Annotated in this window: 23 protein-coding genes and 1 pseudogene; 13 read left to right on the plus strand and 11 right to left on the minus strand. The window is 71.0% G+C overall.

Translation table 11 applies throughout. The features are described from left to right. Positions 1 to 5: 5 nt before the first annotated feature. The 3 genes from ACH45N_RS01225 (at position 6) to ACH45N_RS01235 (ending at position 2,511) form a co-directional block, all read left to right on the plus strand. Positions 6 to 941 carry an NAD(P)H-binding protein gene (locus tag ACH45N_RS01225; RefSeq protein ID WP_397390375.1) on the plus strand — a complete coding sequence of 312 codons (936 nt, stop codon included), beginning with the start codon at positions 6 to 8 and terminating at the stop codon, positions 939 to 941. After that, positions 938 to 2,128: an alpha/beta hydrolase gene (locus ACH45N_RS01230; RefSeq protein ID WP_397390377.1), complete on the plus strand. Its 1,191-nt coding sequence runs from the start codon at positions 938 to 940 to the stop codon at positions 2,126 to 2,128. The genes ACH45N_RS01225 and ACH45N_RS01230 overlap by 4 nt, the downstream gene beginning before the upstream one ends. An 89-nt stretch (positions 2,129 to 2,217) precedes the next feature. Next, entirely contained in the window at positions 2,218 to 2,511 is a 294-nt protein-coding gene (locus ACH45N_RS01235) for a hypothetical protein (RefSeq protein ID WP_397390379.1), read from the plus strand. A gap of 7 nt (positions 2,512 to 2,518) precedes the next feature. Here the strand turns inward: ACH45N_RS01235 and ACH45N_RS01240 are convergent, their stop codons facing one another. Genes ACH45N_RS01240 through ACH45N_RS01250 form a run of 3 tightly spaced genes read right to left on the minus strand, consistent with a single transcriptional unit; the run spans position 2,519 to position 4,248 of the window. Next, positions 2,519 to 3,154, minus strand: coding sequence for a DUF1992 domain-containing protein (locus ACH45N_RS01240; RefSeq protein ID WP_397390381.1), 636 nt, complete (start codon positions 3,152 to 3,154; stop codon positions 2,519 to 2,521). 57 nt (positions 3,155 to 3,211) lie between these two features. Next, positions 3,212 to 3,589, minus strand: a complete 378-nt coding sequence (locus tag ACH45N_RS01245; RefSeq protein WP_397390383.1) for a hypothetical protein — start codon at positions 3,587 to 3,589, stop codon at positions 3,212 to 3,214. Positions 3,590 to 3,618: 29 nt separating this feature from the next. Continuing rightward, positions 3,619 to 4,248 carry a nucleotidyltransferase family protein gene (locus ACH45N_RS01250; RefSeq protein ID WP_397390385.1) on the minus strand — a complete coding sequence of 210 codons (630 nt, stop codon included), beginning with the start codon at positions 4,246 to 4,248 and terminating at the stop codon, positions 3,619 to 3,621. Positions 4,249 to 4,490: 242 nt separating this feature from the next. On the opposite strand from ACH45N_RS01250, the gene ACH45N_RS01255 reads away from it, so the two are divergent. The 4 genes from ACH45N_RS01255 (at position 4,491) to ACH45N_RS01270 (ending at position 10,663) form a co-directional block, all read left to right on the plus strand. Next, a complete protein-coding gene (locus tag ACH45N_RS01255) occupies positions 4,491 to 6,446 on the plus strand; it encodes a SigE family RNA polymerase sigma factor (protein ID WP_397390387.1) in 1,956 nt (651 codons plus the stop codon). A gap of 52 nt (positions 6,447 to 6,498) precedes the next feature. Beyond that, complete coding sequence (locus tag ACH45N_RS01260) at positions 6,499 to 7,668, plus strand: aminotransferase class I/II-fold pyridoxal phosphate-dependent enzyme (protein WP_397390389.1); 1,170 nt, start codon at positions 6,499 to 6,501, stop codon at positions 7,666 to 7,668. Positions 7,669 to 7,791: 123 nt separating this feature from the next. Further along, entirely contained in the window at positions 7,792 to 9,318 is a 1,527-nt protein-coding gene (locus ACH45N_RS01265) for a hypothetical protein (RefSeq protein WP_397390391.1), read from the plus strand. 151 nt (positions 9,319 to 9,469) lie between these two features. Further along, complete coding sequence (locus ACH45N_RS01270; protein WP_397390393.1) at positions 9,470 to 10,663, plus strand: hypothetical protein; 1,194 nt, start codon at positions 9,470 to 9,472, stop codon at positions 10,661 to 10,663. A gap of 19 nt (positions 10,664 to 10,682) precedes the next feature. Here ACH45N_RS01270 and ACH45N_RS01275 read toward each other — a convergent pair whose 3' ends face one another. After that, the gene (locus tag ACH45N_RS01275; RefSeq protein ID WP_397390395.1) at positions 10,683 to 11,147 is read right to left on the minus strand and encodes a DUF6328 family protein; all 465 of its coding nucleotides are present in this window, start codon (positions 11,145 to 11,147) and stop codon (positions 10,683 to 10,685) included. Positions 11,148 to 11,298: 151 nt separating this feature from the next. Here ACH45N_RS01275 and ACH45N_RS01280 point away from each other — a divergent pair, with 151 nt between their 5' ends. From ACH45N_RS01280 to ACH45N_RS01290, 3 genes are all read left to right on the plus strand, one after another. Next, positions 11,299 to 12,852 carry a hypothetical protein gene (locus tag ACH45N_RS01280; protein ID WP_397390397.1) on the plus strand — a complete coding sequence of 518 codons (1,554 nt, stop codon included), beginning with the start codon at positions 11,299 to 11,301 and terminating at the stop codon, positions 12,850 to 12,852. Positions 12,853 to 13,087: 235 nt separating this feature from the next. After that, positions 13,088 to 14,248, plus strand: coding sequence for a hypothetical protein (locus ACH45N_RS01285; protein WP_397390399.1), 1,161 nt, complete (start codon positions 13,088 to 13,090; stop codon positions 14,246 to 14,248). Positions 14,249 to 14,554: 306 nt separating this feature from the next. Further along, entirely contained in the window at positions 14,555 to 15,883 is a 1,329-nt protein-coding gene (locus ACH45N_RS01290; RefSeq protein WP_397390401.1) for a hypothetical protein, read from the plus strand. A gap of 43 nt (positions 15,884 to 15,926) precedes the next feature. Here ACH45N_RS01290 and ACH45N_RS01295 read toward each other — a convergent pair whose 3' ends face one another. From ACH45N_RS01295 to ACH45N_RS01305, 3 genes are all read right to left on the minus strand, one after another. Beyond that, on the minus strand, positions 15,927 to 17,390 hold the full coding sequence (locus ACH45N_RS01295; protein WP_397390403.1) for a hypothetical protein: 1,464 nt from the start codon (positions 17,388 to 17,390) through the stop codon (positions 15,927 to 15,929). Beyond that, entirely contained in the window at positions 17,387 to 17,917 is a 531-nt protein-coding gene (locus ACH45N_RS01300) for a SigE family RNA polymerase sigma factor (protein ID WP_397390405.1), read from the minus strand. The genes ACH45N_RS01295 and ACH45N_RS01300 overlap by 4 nt, the downstream gene beginning before the upstream one ends. Before the next feature lie 137 nt (positions 17,918 to 18,054). Beyond that, positions 18,055 to 18,915, minus strand: a complete 861-nt coding sequence (locus ACH45N_RS01305; protein ID WP_397390407.1) for an SDR family oxidoreductase — start codon at positions 18,913 to 18,915, stop codon at positions 18,055 to 18,057. Positions 18,916 to 19,055: 140 nt separating this feature from the next. Between ACH45N_RS01305 and ACH45N_RS01310 the strand changes: the two genes are divergently transcribed. Further along, complete coding sequence (locus ACH45N_RS01310) at positions 19,056 to 19,742, plus strand: PAS and ANTAR domain-containing protein (RefSeq protein ID WP_397390409.1); 687 nt, start codon at positions 19,056 to 19,058, stop codon at positions 19,740 to 19,742. A 55-nt stretch (positions 19,743 to 19,797) separates the two neighbouring features. Here ACH45N_RS01310 and ACH45N_RS01315 read toward each other — a convergent pair whose 3' ends face one another. Then, a complete protein-coding gene (locus ACH45N_RS01315; protein WP_397390411.1) occupies positions 19,798 to 20,601 on the minus strand; it encodes a hypothetical protein in 804 nt (267 codons plus the stop codon). A gap of 529 nt (positions 20,602 to 21,130) precedes the next feature. Continuing rightward, positions 21,131 to 21,685 (minus strand): annotated as a pseudogene (locus ACH45N_RS01320) (SigE family RNA polymerase sigma factor); the annotation flags it as partial. 115 nt (positions 21,686 to 21,800) lie between these two features. Here ACH45N_RS01320 and ACH45N_RS01325 point away from each other — a divergent pair. Continuing rightward, positions 21,801 to 22,673, plus strand: coding sequence for an endonuclease/exonuclease/phosphatase family protein (locus tag ACH45N_RS01325; RefSeq protein ID WP_397390413.1), 873 nt, complete (start codon positions 21,801 to 21,803; stop codon positions 22,671 to 22,673). A gap of 51 nt (positions 22,674 to 22,724) precedes the next feature. Here ACH45N_RS01325 and ACH45N_RS01330 read toward each other — a convergent pair whose 3' ends face one another. Continuing rightward, on the minus strand, positions 22,725 to 23,135 hold the full coding sequence (locus ACH45N_RS01330) for a VOC family protein (RefSeq protein ID WP_397390415.1): 411 nt from the start codon (positions 23,133 to 23,135) through the stop codon (positions 22,725 to 22,727). 197 nt (positions 23,136 to 23,332) lie between these two features. Continuing rightward, complete coding sequence (locus tag ACH45N_RS01335) at positions 23,333 to 23,728, minus strand: hypothetical protein (RefSeq protein ID WP_397390417.1); 396 nt, start codon at positions 23,726 to 23,728, stop codon at positions 23,333 to 23,335. A gap of 187 nt (positions 23,729 to 23,915) precedes the next feature. Here ACH45N_RS01335 and ACH45N_RS01340 point away from each other — a divergent pair, with 187 nt between their 5' ends. Beyond that, positions 23,916 to 24,821, plus strand: coding sequence for a LysR family transcriptional regulator (locus ACH45N_RS01340; RefSeq protein ID WP_397390419.1), 906 nt, complete (start codon positions 23,916 to 23,918; stop codon positions 24,819 to 24,821). Positions 24,822 to 24,852: the final 31 nt, after the last annotated feature.

The raw sequence follows: 24,852 nt of genomic DNA on the forward strand, positions 1-24,852 counted from the left end.
TGGGAATGACGCCCGCGTCGCCGGACCGGCTGATCGTCCTCACCGGGGCCGACGGCCGGCTGGGTTCCAGGCTCGCCTTCCGTGTCGCCGCGGCGGGCGGTCACCAGCGCCTGCTGGTCGCCGGCAGGGGCACCGCACCCCGGCTGCCCGACGGCGCCCCGCTGCCCGAGTCGGAGGTCGTCACGATCCCGACGGAGGCGGACACCAGGGCGCTGACCAGCGGGTTCGCCGATGCGCACGCCGTGTTTCTGGTGCCCGGCAGGGAGCGTCCCGGACGGCTCGCCCGGCACCGCGCGGCGATCGATGCCGCGGTGCTCGCGGGCGTGCGGCACGTGGTCTACGTCTCGTCGATCGGTGCCGCGCCGGACGCGATCGCGTCCGGCGCGCGTGACGACTGGCTCACCGAGGAGTACCTGCGGGGTACAGACCTCACGTGGACGATGCTGCGCACCAGCATGTTCCACCGCACCCCCACGTTCGCCGTGCACGACGAGTCGTCCGGCTCCGGGCGGCAGACGGTGCTCCGCGCACCCGCCGGCCACGGCCGGGTCGCCACCGTGTCGCACGACGACGTGGCCGACGTCGCCACCGCCGTCCTCCTCGACGAGGACCCGAGCCGGCACGCCGGCCGGGCCTACCACCTGACAGGCCCCGAGGCGCTGACCTTCGACGAGATCGCGGCGACGCTGTCGGCGGCCGTCGGCCGCACCATCCGGTACGTGCCCCAGACCGTGGAGCAGGCGCGCGCCCAGTTCTACCGGTCGACCGCCACCGAGGTGGAGGACTGGATCACCCGGTGCCAGGCGATCGAGGCGGGAGTGCTCGCGACCGTGAGCCCCGACGTCGGGCATCTGGCGGGCCGCGCGGCGCGCTCGTTCGAGGTCTGGCTCGACGACTACCCGGCGGAGTGGGCGCACCTCCGGTTACCGTCGGTCAGATGACGAGCCTCTCCCCCGGTCTGGACGACGGGCCGGTGCCGGAGCCGGTCTGGGAGCCCGACGTGCTGCCGGGCTTCGAACGCCTGACCCTGCCGCTGGAGCCCGACGAGGACGAGCCCGAGGTGGTGGCGACCCTGGTACGTCGCACCCGGCCGGACGACACCGACCACCACCACGGGATCCGGCTGATCGGGGCCGACAACCCGCAGGTGGCGCGGCTCTGGGACGAGCTGTCGGAGCTCGGCCGACGGCTGCGGCTGCCCGGCGCCGGACGGCAGCACACCGACGGGGAGCCGGCCGCCTCACCCGCCGCACCGCCCGACGCCGGCGTCGACGTGCTCTACGTGCACGGCTGGCTCGACTACTTCTTCCAGACCCACCTCGCGGACTTCTGGGAGTCGCTCGGCGTCCGCTTTCACGCGCTCGACCTGCGGCGCTACGGGCGCAGCCTGCGCGAGGGCCAGACCCCCGGGTTCGTCCGCAGCCTCACCACCTACGACGAGGAGATCGAGGCGGCGCTCGCCGTCATGGGACACGGCCTCGGCGACCGCCCCGACCGCAAGCTGGTGCTCATGGGGCACTCCACGGGCGGGCTCACCCTCAGCCTGTGGACGGCGCGCCACCAGGAACGCGTCGCGGGGCTCGTGCTCAACGGGCCGTGGCTGGAGTTCCAGACCCGCGAGGCGGGCCGCAAGCTCATGGAGCCCGGCATCCGGGTGCAGTCCGTGCTGGTTCCCCGCAGCCAGCTCGTCAACCTCGACCGTGGCCTCTACGCGCGCTCGATCTCGTCGCGGTTCGACGGCGAGTGGGACTACGACGTCACGTGGCGGCCCGACGCCGGGTGGCGCGCCACCCCTGCCTGGCTCGCCGCGATCTTCCGGGGGCAGGACCAGGTCGCGCGCGGCCTGGGCATCGACGTGCCGGTCCTCGTGCTGCTCAGCGCCCGCAGCAGCATCCCGACGCGGTGGAGCGAGGACATGAGGAGCACGGACTCGGTGCTGGACGTGGTCGGGATCGCCCGCCGCGTGCCCGACGTCGGCTCCCTCACCACCCTGGTGCGCATCGAGGGCGGACTGCACGACGCGACCCTCTCGGCGGCGCCCGCACGCGAGCAGGTCTGGCGCGAGACGGCGCGGTGGTTCCGCGGTTACGTGCTCGCGCCGGCCGACGCAGCGGCGTCCGGCGCCTGATATCTGCGGGCCCTGGCAAAGAACGGGTCCTGGTGCGATCCTGGAAAAGAGGTGCCCACACCGACGTCGGGCACGAGGGGCGATGTGCCATGACAACGCACCAGGAGACGCATCCGCGGGCTCGTCGAAGCGGGCCCTTCCTCGCGCGCGGCGAAGCCGTCGTCGGGGTGGTCGCGCTCATCCTCGGGATGCTGATCTCGCAGGGCGCCGCCGAGGGCGTGACGATCGTGGGCTGTCTCACGATGGCAGTGGGAGCCGTGTCCAGCCGGTTCGGCGCGCACCGGGGCCGCATGGCCATCGCGGCGGGCCTGGGCTTCGCGCTCGGATCGGTGCCCTACTGGCTGATGACCGCCGTGGTCATCGTGACGGCCTACGGTTTCTGAGCCGCCGTCACCAGAACTTCCACCACGGCCGGTCGTCCGGCGTCCTCCGCCCGCGCGCCGGGTCCGGAGAGGGCGTCGACGCCGCGGCCCGCCGCGCCGCCCGGCGCTCCCGCCACCTGCGCACCTGCTCGTCCACGTCGCGGGTGGGCGTGACGACGGGCGGGCCGCCCTGGAGCTGACGCCGGGCGTCCACGACGCGCGCGTTGAACTCCGTGACGATCTCGCGGACGCGTTCCTCCATGGCTTCGAGGTCGAGCCGGGCGTCGAGCTCGGCGTCGTCCTTGCGGAGCTGGGCCGAGGGCAGCAAACCGGTGATGTTCTCGCGCTCGATCAGGCCCTTGACCCACCAGTCGGGGTCGTGCGTGCCGCCGATGCCCGGGATCGGCTTGCCGTGCAGGGGCAGGTTGTCGAACTCGCCGCGCCGCATCGCCTGGTCGATCACCACGTCGACGTAGCGCGAGCGCTCCTCGACGGACATGCTGCCGGGCCGCTTGTCCTCGTTGGCGTCGTCCTCGACGGGCTCCGACTCGTCGGGGGAGGCGGGCTGCTCCGCGCGTTCGGCCGCTGCCTCCCGGTCCACGCGGTACTGCGCGGCTCGGCGGAGGGGGTCGTTGTCTGCGTCCTCGCGCGATCCCGGCGCCATGGTCAGCATGTTACAACTTTCACAAGCGGCTCGAAAGGCAATATGGGCCGACATCGCTCAGTTCAGATGGGCGTCGAGTGCGTCGACCAGTGCGCGGGAGCTTCTGATCATGCTCAGGGTCTCCGCTCCGCTCAGGTAGGTGGTCCCGTAGTGAGCGTTCGATTTCTCCGCCAGCACACGTGAGAGCTTTTTCGCAAGTTCCCGTCCATCCGGATTGACGGTGGCGAGCAGGTTTTCGGCCTGCCCGTGATCCTGCCCGATGGCACACCGCCCGAGCCGAGCACCGCAGATCGCGTCAGAGGCTGCGATGGCAGCAAGTGCCGCGAGCCCACCCGCTACCTGGCGTTCGTCCGGCGCCTCACCGAGGACCATCTCGCCGACCTCCTGATACTTGCGCGCCGTCGCCGCGCGCACCCGGACGTCGGCCCTGGTCATCACTCGGGTCCGAGGCTGCTGGCGTGGCGTCATCGATGCTCCTGAAGGTGCGTACGGATGTCCGGTCCGGAGACGGCGCGAGCATCCGAGCGGAAGGAATCGACGATGGGGTCCCCCTGGCGTACGGCGTCGCGAAGTCGCGCCGGCGTGGTCAGGTAGACCTGTACGGCCTGGCCTGTGGCCGCACCGAGCTCCTGACGGAGCTCGTCGGCGAGGTTCTGGGCGCCCTCATCCACTTCGGCGACGACGACGGCGAGGTCCACGTCCGAGTCCAGCCGGGCCTCGTCACGCGCGACCGAGCCGAAGACTGCCACCGTGACAGATAGAGGATCGTCCGGACCATGTTCCGCCACGACCTCGGTGACGCGCGACCGGAACTGCGTCCACGGGTCAAGGACGGAGAACGCCGCGTCGATCGCAGGAAAACCGAGGTGATTCCGGTTCAGGGAGTGTGTCGCCGCCGTGCCGACGCGGGAAGTCAGGACGATCCCCTGCAAGGCGAGTCGCGAGAGAGCAAGCCGGATGCCTCCGACGGAGCCCTTTCCTGCGACGCGATGCACCTCGGCACCCGTCATCGGAGCACCTGCGCGCCACAGGGCGCGGAGGATGACGGGCTCCAGCCCCGATCCGAAGACGTGTTCAGGGTAGTTCCAGTCCATGGCGGCCCTTCCGGTCGCGGCGAGCTGTCCAGCGACTCACAATTGTGGAGCTAGGGACACAATTATGAGTCTAGCTCCACATTTGTGAGTGGGGTTTGAGCATGGTGAACGCTGATTCGCCATGATTCGCTCGTGCACCACTGCCTGTCATGCCGATTCCGGCGGCATGATGACCCGATGCTCCGCGTGGTCGTCTCCGAGGACCAGGCAACCTCTGTGCCCGCTCGCCCGTGGAGGGCGGTATGAGAGCGGAGACCACCGAGCAGACCGTCGTCGACCCGGCGCGTGCCAACGTCCTGGTCGCGCCCGACCTCGACGCGGAGTTCGTGGACTTCGTGACGTCGGCGGGCGCGTATCTCCACCGGACGGCCTACCTCCTGTCCGGCGACGCCGACCAGGCCGAGGAGCTGGTCCAGGCCACGTTCGAGCGGACGTACCGCGCCTGGCCCAAGGCCCGGGTGGGGGAGCCGCGGGCCTATGCACGGCGCATCCTGATGAACCTCCGGATCGACGGCTGGCGCAAGGACCGGCGCACAGTGGTGGCGGACGACGGCGTCATCCCGCTCTCGCCCGTTCCTGACCACGCACACGACGTTGCCGTCCGGGACGAGCTCGGCAGGGCGCTGCGCGCGCTGCCCCTCGGGCAGCGGCGGGTCGTGGTGCTGCGGCACCTGCTCGACCTGTCCGAGGCGCAGGTCGCCGAGGAGCTCGGCATCTCGCTCGGCTCGGTCAAGTCTGCCAACGCGCGCGGTCTCGCGCGGCTGCGTTCCCTGCTCAGCGCCTCGGCGATCGAGGCCGTCCCGGAGTTCCGGGCGGACGGCGACCGGGTGCTGCTTCATGCCCGGGCGGCGGTCCGACGCCGGCGGGCGGTCCAGGCCGTGGTGACCGTCGCGGGGGTGTTCGTGCTGGTCGTAGGCCTCCTTCTGGCGGGTCCGGTCCGGGTGCCCGGCCTGGGGCCCGTTGCGCTGCCGGGCAGCGAGTGGCTGCGCGAGGTGCTCGGGCTCGAGGGCCGGGGGATCTCCGGCCTGCCCTCGGATCACACGGACACCGCGACGTGCACCCGGCCCGACGACGAGGCGCCCACGACCCCGGTCGACACCGGGTCCGACGGCTGGGGTGAGCTCACCGTCGTCGGGACGATCGACACTGCGGACGCACACGACGTCGAGCGGTGCGTCGACGTCATCGTCGACCACCGGTGGACCACCGCCGCCCGGGTCGAGGCGGACGCCACGACCCTGGGCGCGGGGGAGAGCGTGCTCAACTGGGACGACCCATACGAGGCGTTCGACGGCGACCTCATTCCCGGGCCGTTCACCCTGAGGGCTCTGGCGCCGGACGGCAAGGGACGGAGCAACGTGGTCGAGGTGGCCGAGACCGAGCAGGTCGACGGACGCTGGCCGCAGGCCCTGGGCCTCGCCCGGCAGGGCGACCGGGCCGCCTGGTTCGAGACGCCGAACACCCAGATCGCCGGGACGTTGCCGTGGACCCTGCGGGTCCTGGACAAGGACGGGGGCGTGACGACCGTCAGCGACTCGTCGGCGCTGGAGGACGCGGAAGCCAGCACGGTGGCGCTCGCGGACTCGCTGCTCGGGTGGACCACCGTGGCGAACGTCGCGCGGACCAGCTGCACCCAGATCCTGCACACGACGGCGCTCGACGGATCGGCGCCGGTCCCCATCAGCGTCCGGGAGCGGGTGTGTGCCCTGGGATCGGCGCCGGACGGCCTGTTGGTCACGTACGTCGAGGGGTCCGGAGGGCAGGGCATCGGGGCCGGACCTGGCACGACGACCGAGTTCGCGCTGATCTCCGGTCCGGACGACACGCAGTCGGAGCTGCTCCTCTCGGTCAGGAACGAGGACCTCGGGCACGAGCCGGTGTCCGCGCTCGGCTACGACGCCGGTCAGCTCGTCTTCGCCGCCGGTGACCTGCTCTACCTCGTGGACCTCCCCACGCGGACGGCCTACCAGGTACGCGGCACCTCGCCCGTCACCGCCCTGGACGTGTCCGCCGGGACCGTTGCCTGGTCGACGGAGGACGGCTCGGCCTACGCGATGGTGGACCGGGACGGCGCGCCGGGCGTCATCCGGCTGTCTCGCGAGCAGGCCGCGGTCGGGGTCGACGGCGACCACGTCGCCTGGACCACCCTCGGAGAGAACGGCGTCGCGTCGCTGACGTTCGCCCGGGTGCGCTGGTGAACCTCGCCGGCTAGTACCGACGTTGGGCACCCCGGTGGGCCATGATGGCCGCATGAAGGTCTCTCGCCGGTCCCACGTGCCCCCGTTCGCCGTCATGGAGGTGCTCGCCGCCGCGAACGCGCGCCGGGCCACCGGGGCGGACGTGCTCAACCTCTGTGCGGGGGAGCCGTCGACCGGCGCGTCCGACGTGGTGCGGGAGCGCGCCATCGCGCTGCTCCGCGACGGGAACCTCGGCTACACCGAGGCGATGGGCGTCCCGGCGCTGCGCGCCGAGATCGCGGGCCACTACCGGCGCTGGTACGACGTCGAGGTCGACCCCGCGCGGATCGCCGTCACCACGGGGTCGAGCGGCGGGTTCGTGCTCGCGTTCCTCGCGTCGTTCGACGTCGGCGACCGGGTGGCGCTCGCTCGCCCCGGCTACCCCGCCTACAAGAACATCCTGTCGGCGCTCGGCTGCGAGGTCGTGGAGCTCGACTGCGGCCCCGAGACGCGCTACCAGCCCACGGTGTCCCAGCTCAACGAGGCCTACTACGGCGGAGGGCTCGACGGCGTCATGGTCGCCTCGCCCGCGAACCCGACCGGCACGATGATCACGCCGGCCGAGCTGGCCGCGATCGCCGAGTGGTGCGCCGACCACGACGTGCGCCTGATCAGCGACGAGATCTACCACGGCATCGCCTACTCGGACGAGGTAGCACAGGCGACGGCGGCCACGTTCGTCGACCAGGGCGCCGTCGTCGTGAACTCGTTCTCCAAGTACTGGGCCATGACCGGCTGGCGGCTCGGCTGGCTCGTGCTGCCGGACGAGCTGGTCGCGCCCGTCGACGCCCTCGCGAGCAACGTGGCGCTCTCCCCGCCGGCGCTCGCACAGCACGCCGGCATCGCCGCGTTCTCACCTGACGGGTACGAGGCGGCCGCGCAGAACGTGGCGCGCTACGCGGCGTCCCGCAGGCTGCTCCTGGAGCGGCTCGGCGAGCTCGGCTGGCGCCCCGTCGCCCCGGCCGACGGCGCGTTCTACCTCTACGGGAACATCGCCTCGTTCGGGCTTGACTCGGTGACCTACTGCGCCCGCCTCCTCGCCGAGGCCGACGTAGCCATCACGCCCGGCACCGACTTCGACGGCGTGCACGGCGGGGAGTGGGTGCGGCTGTCGTTCGCGTCGTCGCTCGACACGGTGTCGCGCGCGGTGGACCGGATCGTGGCCTGGCACAAGACGCTCTGACGCCGGGGGAAGATCACCCTGTGGATAACCGCCCGGTGGCGGTGCCCCGACGTTGCGCTCTGGAAGGATTCCGGTGCCCGGAGTCTCCGGTGAACACTTCCTTCTTGCTGCGAGGTCACGACGGTGATGTCAAGGGTACGACGGGCGCTCGGTGCGACCGTCGGAGCGGCACTGCTTATCAGCGGTGCGGGTGCGGTGTCGGCTGCGGCAGAGACCCGCGAGGGTACGGTCACCGTCTCGTCGGGTGGGTACGAGATCACGGCGCGTGTCGTCGTGAGTGACCGCACGGTCGGGACGAGCTATGACACGCCTGTCGACATCTACGTGGAGCACGACGGTACGTCCGTCTCACTCGACCACGGTTCGGTGGTGGTGACCGACCCCGCCGGACAGGATCTGTGGGCGGGGGATTCCGGCCTCACCGAGATCGCCGAAGGCCACTACAGGGCGACGCCCCGGATCCAGACCGGCGCACCGATCGGCGACTACGCCGTCTCCTTCGTGGCGTTCGTAGACGTCGACGGAGCCGGCGGGCCGGCCCTCGTGCGTATCGGTGCGACCGATCTGGTGACCTTCAAGGTGCGCTACGTGTCGGAGCTGAGGCTTGTCTCGCGGTCGTCGAGCCTTCCGACGGGGGCGACCACCACCCTCGCCGGCACTCTCATGCTGAGAAGCCGCGATACCGCCGGAAACTACCCGCGTGTACCCGCGACGGGGACCGTGGTCGAGATCGCCTTCGATCCCGAGGGATCGGCGGCCCGGAGAACGGTCGGTACCGCGAAGGTGACCAGTACGGGCTACTTCCGGCTGGACGCCCCGGTCACGGCGACGGGCACCTGGTACGCCTCGTACGCCGGAAGCGAGACACAGCATCCGGTGACCGCGAAGGCCGCCCAGACTGCGCGCCCGCACACCCGCGCGATCCATCAGGGGTCCTCCGGACGTACGACGAACGGCGCCAGCGCGGGGATCCGTGTCACGACCACGGATGTCGTCACCACCTTGACCCCCCAGGTCGTCCGGGTCGACTTCGGACTGACGACCCAGAGCAGCCTCCTGAGCACCAGCGGGCTGCATCTCCAGGGCCGACGAGGTGAGGGCAAGTACCCGAACGGCCGCTACTTCGGGGGCACACACAAGACCAATGCCGACAGCAGCGCCGGCTACATCAGCGTCACCATGGATGGCATGACGCCGCCCGGTGTGTACGACGCCGGTGGTCTCTTCGTCATCTCGTCCTGCACCCGGCCCGAGTCCTCGTCGGGAGACTGCGGACGTAGACACGTGGAGATCAACGACGACACGATCACGACGCTCACTGTGAAGCGAGCCACCAAGACGTCTATCTCCGCCTCCTCGACGTCGTTCACCGGAGCCAGGACGATCACGCTCAAGGGTTCGGTGCAGAAACTGCAGCCGGTCACCGCTACGAAGGCCGGGTATCGCGCCTCCGCCAGCACCCCCGTCAAGCTCTACTGGGACCCCTCGGGAACTACCGGTCCCCAGTACAAGAAGACCGTCTACACCACCTCGAGAGGTGCCTGGTCCGCGAAGTACCGCACGAGCCTGTCCGGCCGATGGATCGCGGAGTACCCAGGGGCCGCGCTGAGCGCACCCTCGCAGGGCGCCGTCACCATCACGGTCAGGTAATGCCCAGCACACCGTCGGGAAGATCGTGACGGCGTTCGGCAGCCATGAATTTCATCCGGGAGCTTCTCGCGCGAGGCGCTCCTGCTCTCACGGGCAGGACGCGTGTCTGCCCCGTGGTTCTCGGACCCAACTCTTCTCGCGAGGTACGCCGATGACCGTCAGTGTTCGAAAGTCTGTTACCTCGATACTCGGGTTGAGCATGGCTGCCGGGCTGTTGAGCGGGCCAGCTGCGACCGCAGCGGAGCCAGGTTCTGAGGCCCCGGCGCCGGCCGCGTACGCCCGCACCTGGTACGACGTCGCGATTGCTCCGGCGTCGGCCCCTGCGGGTACACCGGTCCAGGTCCACGGCTACATCGCGATCCAGCCCGACACCATCTGGGAGCAGCGCCAGCCTGGGCGTGGACTGCAGGTCGAGATCTACTTCGATCCGTCCGGCACGGCTCCTCGTGCCCGCGTGGCGACGGCCGTCACCGATGACGATGCATGGTTCGCCACGACGTTCCGGCCAACCACCTCCGGTACGTACGACGTTGTCGTGGCGAACCAGGGCACGGACGTCGTGGGCACAAGGGCGGTTAGGTTCACGAGACGTCCGGCAAGTCAAGCCGTCCGGTCGGTGGTGCTATCGGGTTCCAAGGACGGTCATACCGCAAGAGTTCGAGTGACGGTGCAGGACGTCGTCACACGGATCGAACCGCAGACCGTCTATCTCGACGCGGGGATCCTGACGCCGGGGTATTCAGCCAACGCCTTCGCCGGGCCTTCCATGACCAACCGCCGCGCGGAGGGCCGCTATGGGAGCGGCGACGTCACCACCAGCGATCAGGATCTGTGGGACACGGACTACAGCGGCGTGCGCACCTATCGGTTGTCGGCCCTGCAACCTGCCGGGCTCTACGACGTCTACTACGAGGGACCGATCCGCGTGAATACGGACCACTGGGACAGTGACGGGGACGGCTCACTGCAAACCGTAGCTGTCCCGATCCCCTGGAAGTCGGTCACGATCGTGCGTGTCCGCCGCGCCAGCAGCACCACCGTGTCGGCTTCGGCGACGTCTTTCACCGGGCCGAAGACGATCACGCTCCGCGGCGCGGTGCGCAAGGTGCAGCTCGTGAGCAACACGAAGGCGGCGATCCGGTTGTCGCCGAACACGCCCGTGAAGCTGTACTTCGACCCGGCCGGTGCGACGGGCCCGCAGTACAAGAAGACGGTGCGGACCAACTCCCAGGGTGTCTACACCACGACGTACCGCACGTCGATGTCGGGCCGATGGATCGCCAAGTACCCGGGCACGGACCTCCAGGCACCCTCGCAGGGCGCCGTCACCATCACCGTGAAGTAGTTCGAGCGACTGCGCCGGTTCAGGACCGTCGGCGCAGGATCTCGGGGAGCAGCACCCACAGGACCGCCATCACTACGAGTGCGGCGGCGCCCGCGACGATCCCCGCGGTCCGCCCGACCACGACGTCGAACACGAGCAGCGAGGCCCCCGTGATCACCAGGGCGAGGGCCCCGAGGGCGGCGCGGGTGATGCGGTCGGCGAGGGTGACGATGCTGCGCTTCATCTGCTTGCGGAACAGCGCCCGGTGCACGCTGACGGGCGCCACGATGAGGGCCGTCGCGATCACCGCCGCCACGACGAGGGCCAGGTAGACGACGACCTGGTACCGGTCGAGGTCGGCGAACCGCGACTGGAAGGGCAGGGTCAGCAGAAAACCGGTGAGGATCTGCACGCCGGTCTGCATGACGCGCAGTTCCTGGAGCAGCTCGTTCCAGTTCCGGTCCGCGCGTTCGTTCTGTGATTCCTGCCTACCGTCGGTCTGCATAATCACTATTCTCACCCGACGTCCGATTTAGCGGAGGGGGTGAGAGAAATTCACCCTCTCGCATCACCGCCTCCCGTGGCCCGCCCCTGTCGGCCGGGAGAACATGCGGCTGGGCGGGACGCGTCCGCGTCCCTCTGACGAGGGGGCTGCTTTGAACAGATCGAGGATGCGGGCGTCGCTGGGCATGGCGCTCGGGGCCGCACTGCTGATGACCGGCGTCGCCGCGACTCCGAGCCTCGCGGCCGAGGTGAGCACCGCACCGCCGCCGGGCGTCACCGCGGATCGTGTGACCAACAGGGTGGACGACGTCGTCGTCTCCGCCAAGATCTCCCTGCCGCCCGGCGGGGACGTGGTCGGGTCCATCACCGGCACCATGTCCATCACGCACAACGGGTCCTCCGCGGCCATGCGCTCCGGGCGCATGACGATGGTGGACCCGGAGGGCCGCAGCCTGACCGGCGCGCAGTTCGTGGCGTCGGGCACGGCCAACACCTGGACCTCGAAGGTCACGCTGCCGGCCGACGCCGAGCCCGGCGTCTACGAGGTATCGGTGTCCGCGGAGATCGACGTGACCACCACGGACGGCGTGGTCAAGGTGCCGATCCGCACCGCGGACCCGGTGCTGGTGCCCTTCCGGGCCAAGCGGAACATCCCCCTGATCTGGACCTCGCCGTCGAGCGCGCCCGCGGGCTCGACGGTCTCCTTCTCCGGGGCGGCGAACATCCGAAGCCTCGGGACCGGCGACTACGAGCCGGCGACCGGCCAGGAGGTCAAGGTGTACTTCGACCCCACGGGCGACGCGCCGGAGGTCTTCATCGACACCCTGACGACCGACGACCGCGGTTACTTCACGACCCGGCAGCAGCCGGGCGCGTCCGGGAAGTGGCGGGCAGAGATGCCGATGACCGACACCGGCGCGAAGGCGGTGTGGACCCTGACCTCCGCGGAGCGGGCCCGCGACACCACGCTGCGGCAGGGCACGGTCAGCGCCACGCAGAACGGCTTCACCGCGGGCGACCACCTCATGACGCACGACGTCGTCCTGGGCCTCGCCCCCGTGCAGCGGCGTGTCGACGTCGGCAGCCTCGACTTCACCGTGGGTGGCACGTCCGGCTGGGTCAGTGCGCAGAGCCGGCGCGGCGAGGGCAGCTTCCCGGACGGGTACCGGGTGCAGCGGGAGCTGACGCACTCCGGGATCGGCACGAGCCACGTGACGTTCACCTTCAACCCGACGCTGCCGGCCGGCATCTACGACATCGGCATCCGGGACGCCATGAAGGCCTGCTCGGCGCCGGACTGGGACGGGCTCGAGGGTGGCACCAGCAACTGCACGCACGACGTGCTCGTCGAGGACCCCACGGTGACGACCATCGTGGTCAAGCGGGCGACCACGACGACGGTCGCGGCCTCGCAGACGTCGGTGCCCTCGGCCCGGAACATCACGATCAGCGGTGACGTGAAGCGGGTGCAGCTGGTCAGCGGCGGCGGCGCGGCGATCCGGCCGGCGCCGAACACGCCGGTCAAGCTGTACTTCGACCCCACGGGGTCGTCGCCCGCGGTCCTCAAGAAGGAGCTCACCACCGGCGCCGACGGGACCTACTCGGCCACGGTCAGTGCGGCCTCCTCGGGCCGGTGGATCACCAAGTACGCGGGCACGAGCCTGCTGGCCAAGTCGCAGGCGGCCGTGACGGTGACGGTGGGCTGACCCACCGGTGTCGGCCGCGAGGGCCGGAGGTCCGCCTCCGCCGGGTGGTCAGGCATGGGTTCTCACGCGGATCCATGCCTGGTCACCCGGCGGGGGCGGACTTTTGTGCACCCGGCCCGGCCGAAAGTTCACCCTGGTGATTCTCAGCCGACTCGCACCTTTTGTCGCGGTGCCTGACAGGATCAGCGTGTTCCCGGTCGCCGGGCCACACTCCCACCCCACCGCGAGGTATCCCATGGTCATCGGTGTCCGGAAGTCGTTCGGCCAGGTGCTCGGCCTGGCGCTCGTCGGGAGCCTGCTGGGCGGGCCGGCGGCGGCGGGGGCACCGACGGGCGAGGACGAGGCGAGCCCGTCCGCGTACAGCTACAACGACATCGCCCTCGCCCCGAACGTGGCACCGGCCGGCTCGCCCGTCCAGGTGCACGGCTTCGTCGGCCACGGTCAGTCCGCGCCCGCGGCCGGGGAGCTCGTGACGATCTACTTCGATCCGGCCGGGACGGCGCCGCGCGAGGCCGTCGCGACCGCGACGTCCGACGCCAACGGCTGGTTCGCCAAGACCGTGCGGCCCAGCACCTCCGGCACCTACGACATCGTCCGGCCGGGCGAGGACGAGGACACGGTCCTCGGTCCGGGCACCGCGACGTTCACGAGCCGCAAGGTCACGCAGCCCGTCCGGTCGGTCGTGGTGTCGGGGACGAAGAACGGGCACACCGCGAAGGCGCGGGTGATCGTCCAGGACGTCGTGACCCGGATCGAGCCGCAGACGGTCTATGTCGACGCGGGACTCCTGACCGCCGGACGCCCTGGGAACCTCAAGTACTCCGGGCCGTACATGACCAACCGTCGCGCGGAGGGGCGGTTCGGTGCGGGCGACGTCTACTACAGCAGCGGCGAGTTCCCGTGGCGGACGAACTACAGCGCGACCCGGGCCTACCGGCTGTCCGCCGTACATCCGGCCGGCCTGTACGACGTCCGGTTCACGGGCGAGATGGCCGTCTGGACGGACCGCTGGGACGCCGAGGAGGCACGTGTCGAGATGCCGGGGGACGTCGTCACGACCGTGCGGGTCCGGCGGGCGAGCAGTACGACCATCGCGGCGTCGTCGACCTCGTTCACCGGGCCGAAGACGATCACCCTCCGCGGTGCGGTGCGCAAGGTGCAGCTGGTGAGCGACACGAAGGCGGCGATCCGGTTGTCGCCGAACACACCGGTGAAGCTCTACTTTGACCCCGCTGGTGCGACGGGCCCGCAGTACAAGAAGACGGTGCGGACCAACTCGAAGGGCGTCTACACGACCACGTACCGCACGACGCGGTCGGGCGAGTGGATCGCGAAGTACCCGGGCACGGACCTGCAGGCGCCGTCCGAGCGGGCCGTGACGATCACGGTGAGGTAGCGGCGTCGCCGCATCACCGGGCCTCGGCCCGGGACTGGATCTCCGGGCCGAACGGCCTGGCAGGATCCCGAGCACATTCATTTGTAGGTGGAGAGGCTTTTCATGCGCGGGTCGGTACGACGAGTAGTAGGTGTCCTGTCGGCGTTGGTCCTGACGGGCGCAGGGCTGGTGGTCGGCACGGCGCCCGCGAGTGCCGATGTCGGGACGATCACCGGTTCGAACGGAGACGTCCAGGTCACCGCGCACGTCTTTGTACCTGACGGTGCCAAGAGGATGACGGTCCAGATGCAGCACAACGGCACTTCGGTGAGTCTGAGCAGCGCGAACATCCGAGTGACGGATCCGCGGGGCGAGCAGATCTACGCCCGCGAGACAGCGTTCGAGCTCAACGGCTCGGTGTGGACGGCCGTCGGCTTCGACCTTCCGCTCGGCCGAGATCTTGGTCGCTACCTGGTCTCGTTCGACGCCGTCGTCGTCGTGGAGACTGAGACCGGGCCGGTGGACGTTCGCCTCGCGGGCACGGACGTGGTCGAGTTCTTCGAGCGCATGAGTGCCCGGCTCAGTGACCTCCAGGCGAGCCCGCAGAACCTCCCCGCGGGTGAGAAGGTCCTGGTCTCGGGCATCGCCCTGCACGGGACATCCGGGTGGACGCCCTTGGTCGGCGAGCCGGTCCAGATCTGGTTCGACCCGAAGGGCACGGCCCCGCGGGTGTATCGCGGTTCGGCGACACCCGACGCCCGGGGATTCTTCGAGAAGACGCTGGTCGCGCCGTCGGACGGTACCTGGCAGGCCGTGGTCCCGACGTCCGACAGGTACGTGGCGTCGACGCCGGTGAACACCACGCAGGAGACGCGTGTCATCGACCGGACCGTCCGTTCCGGCTCCGCTGTCACGACCGTAGGGGGCTACTCGGGCGGCCTGCGGATCATCGCCACCGACGTCGTCATCGGTGTCGACCCGGTGAACGCACGGTTCGACGTCGGCATCCTCGGCTTCGGTGGGGCGCGGGGCTCGAGCCACATGTCGATCAAGAGCAGGCGTGGCGAAGGCAAGTACCCGAACGGCACGCTTCTCAGCCCGATGCTTGAGTGGCCGGAGACCCTCACGCCCGACGGTGGCTCGATCGAGACAGAGGCTCAGTCGGATCACGCTCTCGTGCGGATCAGTCCACTGATGCCCGCCGGGGTCTACGACGTTGGGGTCGACGAACAGCGCATCGCCATCTGCACGGCGGTCCCATGGATGGATCGCCTGGGCTGCAAGACGAACGCCGTCGTGGCTGACCCCACCATCACCACCATGACGGTCAAGCGTGCCAGCAGCACAACCGTCTCGGCGTCGGCCAAGACGTTCACGGGGCCGAAGACCATCACCCTGAGCGGCGCGGTGCGGAAGGTGCAGCTGGTCAGCAACACGAAGGTCGCGAACCGGCTCTCGCCCAACACCCCGGTGAAACTGTACTTCGACCCTGCGGGTTCGCGTGACCCGGTCTACAGGAAGACCGTGAAGACGAGCTCGGCCGGTACCTACTCCACGAAGGTTGGCACGAGCATCTCCGGTCGCTGGATCGCCGAGTACCCGGGGACAGCGCTCCAGGCGCCGTCCCGGCAGGCCGTGACCATCACGGTCCGATAGGGAACGTCCGACGGGCCCGCGGCCGTCGGACGTTCCCTACGCATCAGTCATAGGTGTGGAAGGCGGCGTCTTCCGGGACCGTGACGGTAGGTGCGACGGGTACTGCCCGAGCTGAGGTCCCGGCGACTTCTGGACCCGGGATCGTGATGCCGGTTTCTCGCAGATCGAGCAAGGTGCCGACGTTGATGCGCACGCCGGCCGGGCCCGTCGTGTTCCAGGCGATTCGGTCACCCGCGAGGCCGACCAACATCCGCTCCCGGAAGCCGCTCTGGCCAAGACGTACGAGATCAGGGCCGCGTCGAACGCTCGTTCCGACGTCCCTCAGCAAGTAGGCGACACGGTCGGCGACCCAGGCAACCGAACTGCCCGCTGCAGAGACACCGTCCACGCTGCTGGGGTCGAGCCGCACGTGCACTGATGCGTCCGTGGCGGGGTCAACTGTTCCGTCCACCCGGGGCAGCGCGAAAAGATCGCCAAGGTCTAGTGCGTACGTGAGCACGTCGTCGCTGACGTCGACGTAGCGGACGACGCCGGGTAGCTCCACATCCAGGACGGTTGTCGTGCTGCCATCGTCCCCGAACGAGGTGAAGGTGGTGCTCCAGCCTTCGGATCCGGACTCGATCGAGGTCGCCACGACGATTTCGTCGTCGTCGCCGCCCACGGCCGAGGCATGGTGGGCCACCGGTTCGGGTGGACCGGACCCGTCGATCGGAGCGATGTACACGGTGGTGCCTTGCCGCCAGGCGACATTCTGGTCGGTCACCGTCGGGCTTGACGTGTTCCGTCGGGGTACCTCGGTGATGGTCACGACACTTCCCCCTGCCGACGTGGCTGTCCGGAGCAGGTAGGGCGCGCTCACCAGATCCTCGGGGGTGGCCCCCTGGAACTCGAACCACGCCGAGTTCCTGCCCTGGGCCACGAGGCTGCTGATGTGGACGTTCGGGCCGGATATCCCCACCCCTGTGCCCGAGGTGCTGCCGAGCACGTGGTAGCTGAGCACGAGTTCGTCCTCCACGCCGGACTCGCTGACACGCCAGAGTGCTCCGTCCTCCGTCAGCGTCTCCGGCCTCTGGGCGGAGTCGGCGAGGACGCCGTCCGTCCGTACGTCGAAGCACGGCGAGAGCGGCCGGGCATCGTTCGGGTCGAAGGTGATCGCTGGTCGCAGGCCAAAGACAGGCTCCGCATCGGCGGTCCGCTGCACGGCCGGCTCCGGTGCCGCACATCCCGCCGACTCCGACGCTTCCGCCAGCCCGAACAGCTCCCGCAGCTCTTCGCTCCCGGGCAGCGCCACGTCGCCGAGCCCTGGCACCGACACCGGCCCGGCCAGGGCCAGAGAGAAGACGACCGCGACCGCCGTCGTGCCGACGCCCGCGGCTTGCCAGGCACGCCGCCGCCGCAAGGCGCGCCGGCTCCCGGCCACGACCTGTCCCGCGTCGAACGCATGCAGCTCGATCTCGTCGGCGCCCGCCCGGAGGCGTGCCACGACGTCCGTGTGGTCGATGCTCATCGCTCACCCTCCTCGAAGATCTCGCGCAGGTGGGTGATCCCGCGTGCGTTGGCGGACTTGACCGTGCCGACTGCGATCCCGAGCTCGCGGGCGGTCTGATGCTCGGTGAGGTCGAACAGGTGCCGCAGCACCACCACGCGGCGCTGCGTCAGCGGGAGCATGGCCAGTGCACGCAGCACCTCGTCGCGCACGGCCACACCCTCGGCCGGACCGGCGACCGACCCGGTGGGAACGACGTCGGACACCACCTCGCCCCTGGTGCGCCGCCAGCCGTCGATGCGCAGGTTGAGCAGGATGCGGCGGGCGTAGGCCCGGGGCTCACCTGCGCGGGCCCGGTGCCAGGACCGGTAGGTGCGCTCGAAGGTCGCCTGGACCAGTTCCTCGGCCCGGTGCTGGTCGCCCGACAGGAGCAGGGCGGTCTTGTAGAGGTACGGGCCGGCAGCTTCGACGAACGCCGTGAACTCCTGGTCCTTGGTGCGCGTGATGTCGACCCGGACCAGCGGGTCGTCGCTCACCTCGGCGGACATGGTCGCGCGCTCTCCCTCGTCATGTCCCCCACCACGCGGGGGACCGGACAAAAGGTTCCATGCCGCAGCAGCATTCCGAATCCGCACACTCGGGCGCCGCGTCACCGCCGCCCGGTCTCAGCCGGGCCGAATGCCGCTCAGAAGACGGGCTTGCCGCCCGTCACGCCGAGCACCGTCCCGGACACGTACGACGCCGTGGTCGGCGAGGCCAGGAAGACGAACGCCGGCGCGACCTCGGCGGGCTGCCCCGCCCGCCCCAGCGGGGTGTCGCTGCCGAACGACTCGATCTTCTCCTCGGGCTGGGTGGCCGGCTGCAGCGGCGTCCAGATCGGCCCGGGCGCCACGGCGTTCACGCGGATGCCGCGCGGCCCCAGCTCGGCGGCGAGATTCACCGTGATGTTGTTGATCGCGGCCTTGGTGGCCGCGTAGTCGAGCAGCGACGTGGACGGCTGGTAGGCCTGGATCGACGAGTTGTTGATGATCGCGCCGCCCTCGCCCATGTGCCCGAGCGCCGCCTGCGTCACCCAGAACAGGGCGTACAGGTTGGTCTTGAGCACGCGGTCGAGCTCCTCGGTCGTCACGTCCGCGACCGACTTGCGGCGCGCCATCTGGTACCCGGCGTTGTTCACCAGCACGTCGATGCCGCCCAGCTCACCGGCTGCCCGGTGCGCGACGCCGCGCGCCGTCGGCTCGTCCCGCAGGTCACCCGGGAGCAGCGCGCACTGCCGTCCCGCCTCCCGCACCCACTCCGCCGTCGCCCGCGCGTCGTGCTCCTCCTCGGGCAGGTAGGACAGCGCGACGTCGGCACCCTCGCGCGCGAACGCGATGGCGACCGCGCGTCCGATGCCCGAGTCGCCGCCGGTCACCAGGGCCTTCCGACCCAGGAGCCGCTCGCTGCCGACGTAGCTGGTCTCGCCGTGATCGGGCGTGGGCTCCATCTGGTCGGTGGCGCCCGGCGGGTTCTGCTGCTGAGGTGGGAACGCCTGTTCATGGCTCATGTAGTCCTCCGTCGTCGTGCGAGGTCCCGGCCGACGCGATCTTCTTCGACCTTTGTTCACGCTAGCCCGTGCCTCGTCAGGCCGCACATCCCGTAATCTCGGACCCACCAGGCCCGGAACATCACCCTGCAAGGAGTTTCGTGAACTCTGCACCGACTCCCGGCGAGCCCACGATCGTGGACGGCGTCGAGCAAGTGCTCGCCGCCGGCACGTCGTCCCCGGTCGGCCGGTACCGACTGGATCTGGCCACGGGTGAATGGGAATGGTCCGACGAGGTGTACGAGATGCACGGCTTCCGGCCGGGTCAGATCGTGCCGACGACGCCGCTGATGCTGTCCCACAAGCACCCCGACGACCGTGATCGCGTGGACGGCGTGCTGCGGGAGGCCGCCGAGACGGGACAGCCCTTCAGCTCGGTGCACCGGATCCTCGACGCCGCGGGGGAGACGCGGACCCTCGCGGTGACCGGCCAGGGCCGGCGCGACCCGGAGACCGGCCAGGTCACCGAGCTGTTCGGGTACTTCATCGACGTCACCGACTCGCAGCGGGAGGCGGCGGCGCGCGACGCGACCGCCTCGATCCGGGCGTCGGCCGAGCGCCGCGCCGTGATCGAGCAGGCCAAGGGCGTGCTCATGGTGGTCTACGGCGTCGACGAGGACGCGGCCTTCGACCTGCTCCGCGAGGCCTCGAACGCGGCGAACATCGCCGTGCGGGAGATCGCCGTCACGCTGGTGCACCTCTTCTCTGGCCCGGGCGTGACGGTGTTCCCCACCCGCGAGGCGATCGACGCGTTCCTGGCCGCCCCTGTCGCTCCCGGCGACCTCTGACCCCGGCGACCGCTGATCCCGTCCGCGTCGGGCCGCGCCCGGACGGGGCGTGCGGTCAGCCGCGGTCGAGCGTCGGGGTGACAGTGCCCTCGACGAGCCACTGGCGCGCGCCCCCGTCCTCGAGCCAGGCGGTCCGGTCGCCGGACAGGCTCGCCGTCACCGACCCGCCCGGGAACCGGGCGAGGTCGGGGCCGTCGTACCCGGAGGCTGACGCCGTCGCGCGGTACAGGTAGGAGAAGTTCGTCGGGTTCTCGGCCGCGGTGTCGGTGCTCGTCCACGTGATCAGGCCGCCCGTCGCACGGAGGTGGTCGACGACGCCGTCGCCGAGCCGCACGACGCTGTCGTCGTCGCCGACCCGGTCGAACACATAGAGGTTGCCCGCGCCCGGCTCGGCGCCGGCCGGCTCGACCGTCCACGCGATGACGTCGTCCGAGACGGCGATGTCGGTGACCTCCGCCGACGAGTCGTGCTCGAACTCCATGAGCAGGTCGCCCGTGAGAACCCCGCCCGACCGGTCGTGGAACAGGCTGATCGACGTCGTGCTGGTTCCCGCGGCGCCAGGGGCCAGGACGGCGGCGACTGCCTCGTCGTCGTCCGCGGCGAGCGCGGTGACCCCGGCCGCGAGCTCCCTCCGCGTGCCGTCGCCGTCCAGTCTCGTGGTGTAGAGACGGGTGTCGTCGTACGTGACCCCGGCTGTCCACAGGGCGTGGTCCTGGGTGGTGGCCAGCAGCCACAGGCGGTCCTGGGTGGTGGTCAGGGAACCTTCCAGGACGCTGATTCCGCCGCCGGCGCGGTGGAGCGTCCGGAGAAAGCTCAGACGCGGCGACGTCTCCGCCGCCGCGTACTCGCTCCAGACCACCCGGTCCCCGGTGACGGCGAGACCGGTCGGGAACGTCCTGTGGTCCTGGTACGTCGAGCGAGCCGGGCATGACCGCCTCGATCTCGACGTCGTAGCAGCTCAGTGGGCGGGCGTCGGCGGCATCGACCACGACGGGCTCGACCACCACGCCGACATCCTCGCCGGCTTCCGGGGCACGCGCCGACGTCGGCCCCGGCAGCTCCTCGGGGCATGCGAGCGGGGTACTGCCCGCAAGATCCGGCCCAAGGTCCGGTCCTGGCTCCGGTCCCGGCCCGTCGGCGCGCTCGACCCGCCCGTCGTCGAACAAGCGCGCGATCAGGTCGCCGCCCGGCAGCACGACCGGACCCACGACGGGCAGCGGCACCGGCCCGCGCGTCACGACCCCGAGCGCCAGCAGGACCGCCACGCACGCGGCCCCCACCGCCTGCCGGGCCCGGCGCCGGCGCAGGGCGGCCCGGCTGCGGTCCAGCACGGTCTGCTCGTCGAAGGCGACCGGCTCGATCGTCTCGGTCTGCGCGACGAGCAGGTCCCGCAGGCGGGCCAGGCCACGGGAGTTCGCCGCCTTGACCGTGCCCACGGCGATCCCGAGCTCTCGGGCGACCTCGGCCTCGGGCAGGTCGAGCAGGTGCCGCAGCACCACGACCCGCCGCTGGCTGACCGGGAGCTGCGCCAGCCCGCGGACCAGCTCGTCGCGCAGCACCACGTGCCCGGCATGGTCCGCCGCCGGCGCGACGGGGATCTTGTCGTCGCCCGGGAACGACTCGCGCCGGGTGTGCCGCCAGCCGTCGATGCGCAGGTTGACCAGGATCTGGCGCGCGTAGGCGCGCTGCGTGCCCGGCCTGACCTTGGCCCAGGTGCGGTAGACCCGCTCGAACGTGGACTGGACCAGCTCCTCCGCGCGGTGCGGGTCCCCGCACAGCAGGTAAGCCGTCCGGTAGAGATACGGGCCGCACTCCCGGACGAACTCGGTGAACTCCGCGTCGCGGGAGCGCACGACCGAGATCCGCACGTCACCCGCCCGGTCGTCGCCCGACGGCTCGCCCGTCCGAAGGTCGCCCACGGTCGCCCCGCTCTCCTGCGTCATACCACCCACTACGGCGGGCCTGGGTCAAAGGTTGCACGGTCGCCGCAGAAAGATCCGGTCAGGGCTCCCGCGAGCCGGGGTGGCGCCCGCCGCACGCCGAGGACAGGATCGACACGTGCGCATCGCCACGTTCAACGTCCAGCACGGCCTCGGCCCGGACGGCCGCGTCGACAACGACCGCCTCGCCCGGGCCGTGGCCGCGCTCGACGCGGACGTCGTGGGACTGCAGGAGGTCGACCAGGGGCAGGTGCGGTCCGGGGGAGTCGACCAGGCGGCGATCTGCGCGGCCGCGATGGACGCCGTCGACCACCGGTTCCGGCCCGCGCTCGCCGGCCCGTTCCGCTACCCCGGCATCCGACGCCGCGCCCGCCGGGCGGAGCGGACCGGAGTGCCTGGCTACGGCATCGCGCTGCTGTCCCGGTTCCCGGTCCTGAGCTGGCACACCGTGCTGCTGCCGCCCGCGACGCCCTGGGTCTGGGGCCGCGTCCAGCTCGGCACCGACGAGCCACGGGTGGCGGTCGCGGCCCGGGTCGACGCGCCGTCGGGCCCGGTCACCGTGGTGTGCACGCACCTGAGCGTGTACCGGTTCTCCGCCGTGAGCTGGGCGGGCGGGATGGCTCGTCGTGTCGCCGGCTACCGCCGGGGCACCCCGGGCGAGCGGCACGCGGAGCGTCAGGTGGACTACCTGCGCCGTCGGCTCGTCGGGCTCCGCCGCCCCCTGATCCTGCTGGGCGACTTCAACCTGCGGGGTTCGGTGCCCGCCGACCGCACCGGCTGGCGTCCTCTCGCGACGGGTGACACCTTCCCGCGGCACGACCCGCGGTTCCAGATCGACCACGTCCTCCTCGACGAGGGCCTGCACCCGGGGCCGGACGCCGACGTCCCGGGCGGGCATGTCGGTCCCGTGGAGGGCCGGGTCGTGGACACCGGGGTCTCGGACCACCGCGCGCTGGTCGTGGACGTGACGTTCACCCGTCCGGCGGTGTAGCGCGAGGTATCCGACCCTGCAGCGCCGCGCGTCCGCGTCGGCCCGCGCCGGTCAGCCCACGAAGACGCAGAACGGGTGGCCCATCGGGTCGCCGAAGACGTAGAGCGGCTCCTCGGGGTCGTCCGACCGGTCGTAGAGCAGTGTCGCGCCGAGCGCGAGGGCGTGGTCGCGTGCCTCGGCGAGCGCGTCGACGTCCGGCACCGTGGTGTCGAGGTGGAGCTGCTGGGGGATGCCGGACTCCGGCCAGGTCGAGCGCGGCAGGTCGTACACCTGCTGGAACGCGAGGTGTGCGCCGTCGTCGTTGCGCAGCACCAGCCAGTCGTTGCCGTTCGGGTCGGGTTCACCCTCCGGCGGTGGCTCGTCGCCGGGACGGTACGCGAGCCCGAACAGCTCCCGGTAGAACTCGGCGAGGGCGCGGGCGTCCGTGGTGTCGAGCACCACCTGTCGGATGCGCGGGGTCATGGTGACAGCGCACCACATCCCGGGCCGTCCGCAACGGGAACGGAGGTCGCCCGGCGCTGCCGCCTCGGCCGAACGTAGAGTTCGTCGCCGTCTGAGCGGGCAGAGGGCGACGAACTCTACGTTCGACGGAAACAGGCGTGCCCCGCGGGATCCGGGGGGAGACACCGGATCCCGCGGGGCGGGCTGACGCGTGTGTGTCAGGCGGCCTCGGCGAACGCGCGGTAGCTGACCGTGGACCGCTGCGCGGGCGCGTGGTCGGCGAGGTGGTCCGGGACGTGGTCGGGCACCACGTCGGCGACGGTGTTCTCGACGACCCGCAGCGCGGCTGCCTCCTTGGCGGCGCGCTTCTTGCCGCGCACCACGGTGAACACCGCGTTCACGCCGATCAGGAGGGCGGCCATGTTCGACGCGGCCGACGGCCAGATGCCATTGGCGGCGGCCACGCTGAGCAGGGTCATGGCGGCCAGCATGTTGGTGCCCTGGAACGCGAGGGAATCGGCGCTCCAGCGCCCGCGGCTGACCATGGCATAGGCCACGAGGCCGGCGATGGCGCCAACCCAGCCGAGGACGGTGACGACCAGCATGAGGGACATGAGAGAACTCCTGGGGAACTGCTCGAAACGATTCGAGAATGTGGCGGAGACCGAGAACCGGTGTCCAGGGGGAGGGGTGGCCGACGGTTCGGGAGTGCTGGGTCCGACCGCTGCCAGGGTCAATCATGAACCCGATCCGGCTTCAGCACAATCGAATGTTTGTGACTCCGGGATGTAGCATCGCTACATGGCCACTGACCCGCGAAGACTCGCTTTCCTCCTGGCCGTGCATCGTGCCGGCGGGGTGCTGGCCGCGGCCGACCTGCTGCACGTCACGCCGTCCGCCGTGTCCCAGCAGATCGCCCGGCTGGAGGCGGAGGAGGGGGTCGACGTACTGGACCGGGGGCCCCGCGGCGTGACGCTCACGCCCGCCGGCCGGGTGCTGGCCGACGCGGCCGAGCGCATCGAGGCGGAGCTCGTCCAGGCGCGGCAGGCCGTGGCCGCCCTGGAGGGTGAGCTCACGGGCCGGATCTCCGTCGGGTCCATCCAGACGGCGATCCGCACCGTCGTCGCGCCGATGCTGGTCTCGCTCGCGGAACGGCACCCGCACATCGAGGTCGACGTGCAGGAGTACGACCCGACCGACTCCGTGCGCCGGCTGCGCGCCGGCGACCTGGACGCGGTGGTGCTGGAGCGCGACGTCGCCGTCGACGCCCCGGCCCCGCGCGGCGCGCACGACGTGCCGCTGCTCGACGAACCGTGGCGCATCGTGGTCCCCACCAGCCTGCCCGAGCCCGAGCGGCTCGACGACCTCGCGACGCTCACCTGGGTGGGCCCGCAGGCCGGGTCGGCGGCCGAGCGTGCCGCGAGCCGGCTCGCCGCGCAGCTCGGCACCACGTTCGAGACGCGCCACGCCTACAACGACTTCGACACCGCGATCTCCCTCGTCGCCGCCGGCCAGGGCGTCGCGATGCTGCCGGCCCTGGCCCTCCAGCAGGAGGTGCCGGACGGCGTCGCCGTGGTCGCTCTCGCCGGGCTCGGCTCGCGGCGGCTCGTGGTGCGGCACCGGCAGAACCGGCACGAGCCCGGTCCGATCGTCCGGGCCGTCGTGGACGAGATGGTCGTGGCGGCCCGGGAGATCGACCTGGGGTAGCGCCCGCCGCCCGGTGACTCCGCGCGCTCCC

The sequence above is a fragment of the Promicromonospora sp. NPDC019610 genome (assembly GCF_044389365.1).
Classification (GTDB): Bacteria; Actinomycetota; Actinomycetes; order Actinomycetales; family Cellulomonadaceae; genus Promicromonospora.

Excerpts from the sequence above, each read along its gene's own strand:
- ACH45N_RS01230 (WP_397390377.1), top strand. The coding sequence starts at position 938 with ATGACGAGCCTCTCCCCCGGTCTGGACGACGGGCCGGTGCCGGAGCCG.
- ACH45N_RS01260 (WP_397390389.1), top strand. The coding sequence starts at position 6,499 with ATGAAGGTCTCTCGCCGGTCCCACGTGCCCCCGTTCGCCGTCATGGAG.
- ACH45N_RS01285 (WP_397390399.1), top strand. The coding sequence starts at position 13,088 with ATGGTCATCGGTGTCCGGAAGTCGTTCGGCCAGGTGCTCGGCCTGGCG.
- ACH45N_RS01295 (WP_397390403.1), bottom strand. The coding sequence starts at position 17,390 with ATGAGCATCGACCACACGGACGTCGTGGCACGCCTCCGGGCGGGCGCC.
- ACH45N_RS01270 (WP_397390393.1), top strand. The coding sequence starts at position 9,470 with ATGACCGTCAGTGTTCGAAAGTCTGTTACCTCGATACTCGGGTTGAGC.
- ACH45N_RS01225 (WP_397390375.1), top strand. The coding sequence starts at position 6 with ATGACGCCCGCGTCGCCGGACCGGCTGATCGTCCTCACCGGGGCCGAC.
- ACH45N_RS01275 (WP_397390395.1), bottom strand. The coding sequence starts at position 11,147 with ATGCAGACCGACGGTAGGCAGGAATCACAGAACGAACGCGCGGACCGG.
- ACH45N_RS01300 (WP_397390405.1), bottom strand. The coding sequence starts at position 17,917 with ATGTCCGCCGAGGTGAGCGACGACCCGCTGGTCCGGGTCGACATCACG.
- ACH45N_RS01305 (WP_397390407.1), bottom strand. The coding sequence starts at position 18,915 with ATGAGCCATGAACAGGCGTTCCCACCTCAGCAGCAGAACCCGCCGGGC.
- ACH45N_RS01245 (WP_397390383.1), bottom strand. The coding sequence starts at position 3,589 with ATGACCAGGGCCGACGTCCGGGTGCGCGCGGCGACGGCGCGCAAGTAT.
- ACH45N_RS01250 (WP_397390385.1), bottom strand. The coding sequence starts at position 4,248 with ATGGACTGGAACTACCCTGAACACGTCTTCGGATCGGGGCTGGAGCCC.
- ACH45N_RS01240 (WP_397390381.1), bottom strand. The coding sequence starts at position 3,154 with ATGGCGCCGGGATCGCGCGAGGACGCAGACAACGACCCCCTCCGCCGA.
- ACH45N_RS01235 (WP_397390379.1), top strand. The coding sequence starts at position 2,218 with ATGACAACGCACCAGGAGACGCATCCGCGGGCTCGTCGAAGCGGGCCC.
- ACH45N_RS01340 (WP_397390419.1), top strand. The coding sequence starts at position 23,916 with ATGGCCACTGACCCGCGAAGACTCGCTTTCCTCCTGGCCGTGCATCGT.
- ACH45N_RS01255 (WP_397390387.1), top strand. The coding sequence starts at position 4,491 with ATGAGAGCGGAGACCACCGAGCAGACCGTCGTCGACCCGGCGCGTGCC.
- ACH45N_RS01335 (WP_397390417.1), bottom strand. The coding sequence starts at position 23,728 with ATGTCCCTCATGCTGGTCGTCACCGTCCTCGGCTGGGTTGGCGCCATC.
- ACH45N_RS01330 (WP_397390415.1), bottom strand. The coding sequence starts at position 23,135 with ATGACCCCGCGCATCCGACAGGTGGTGCTCGACACCACGGACGCCCGC.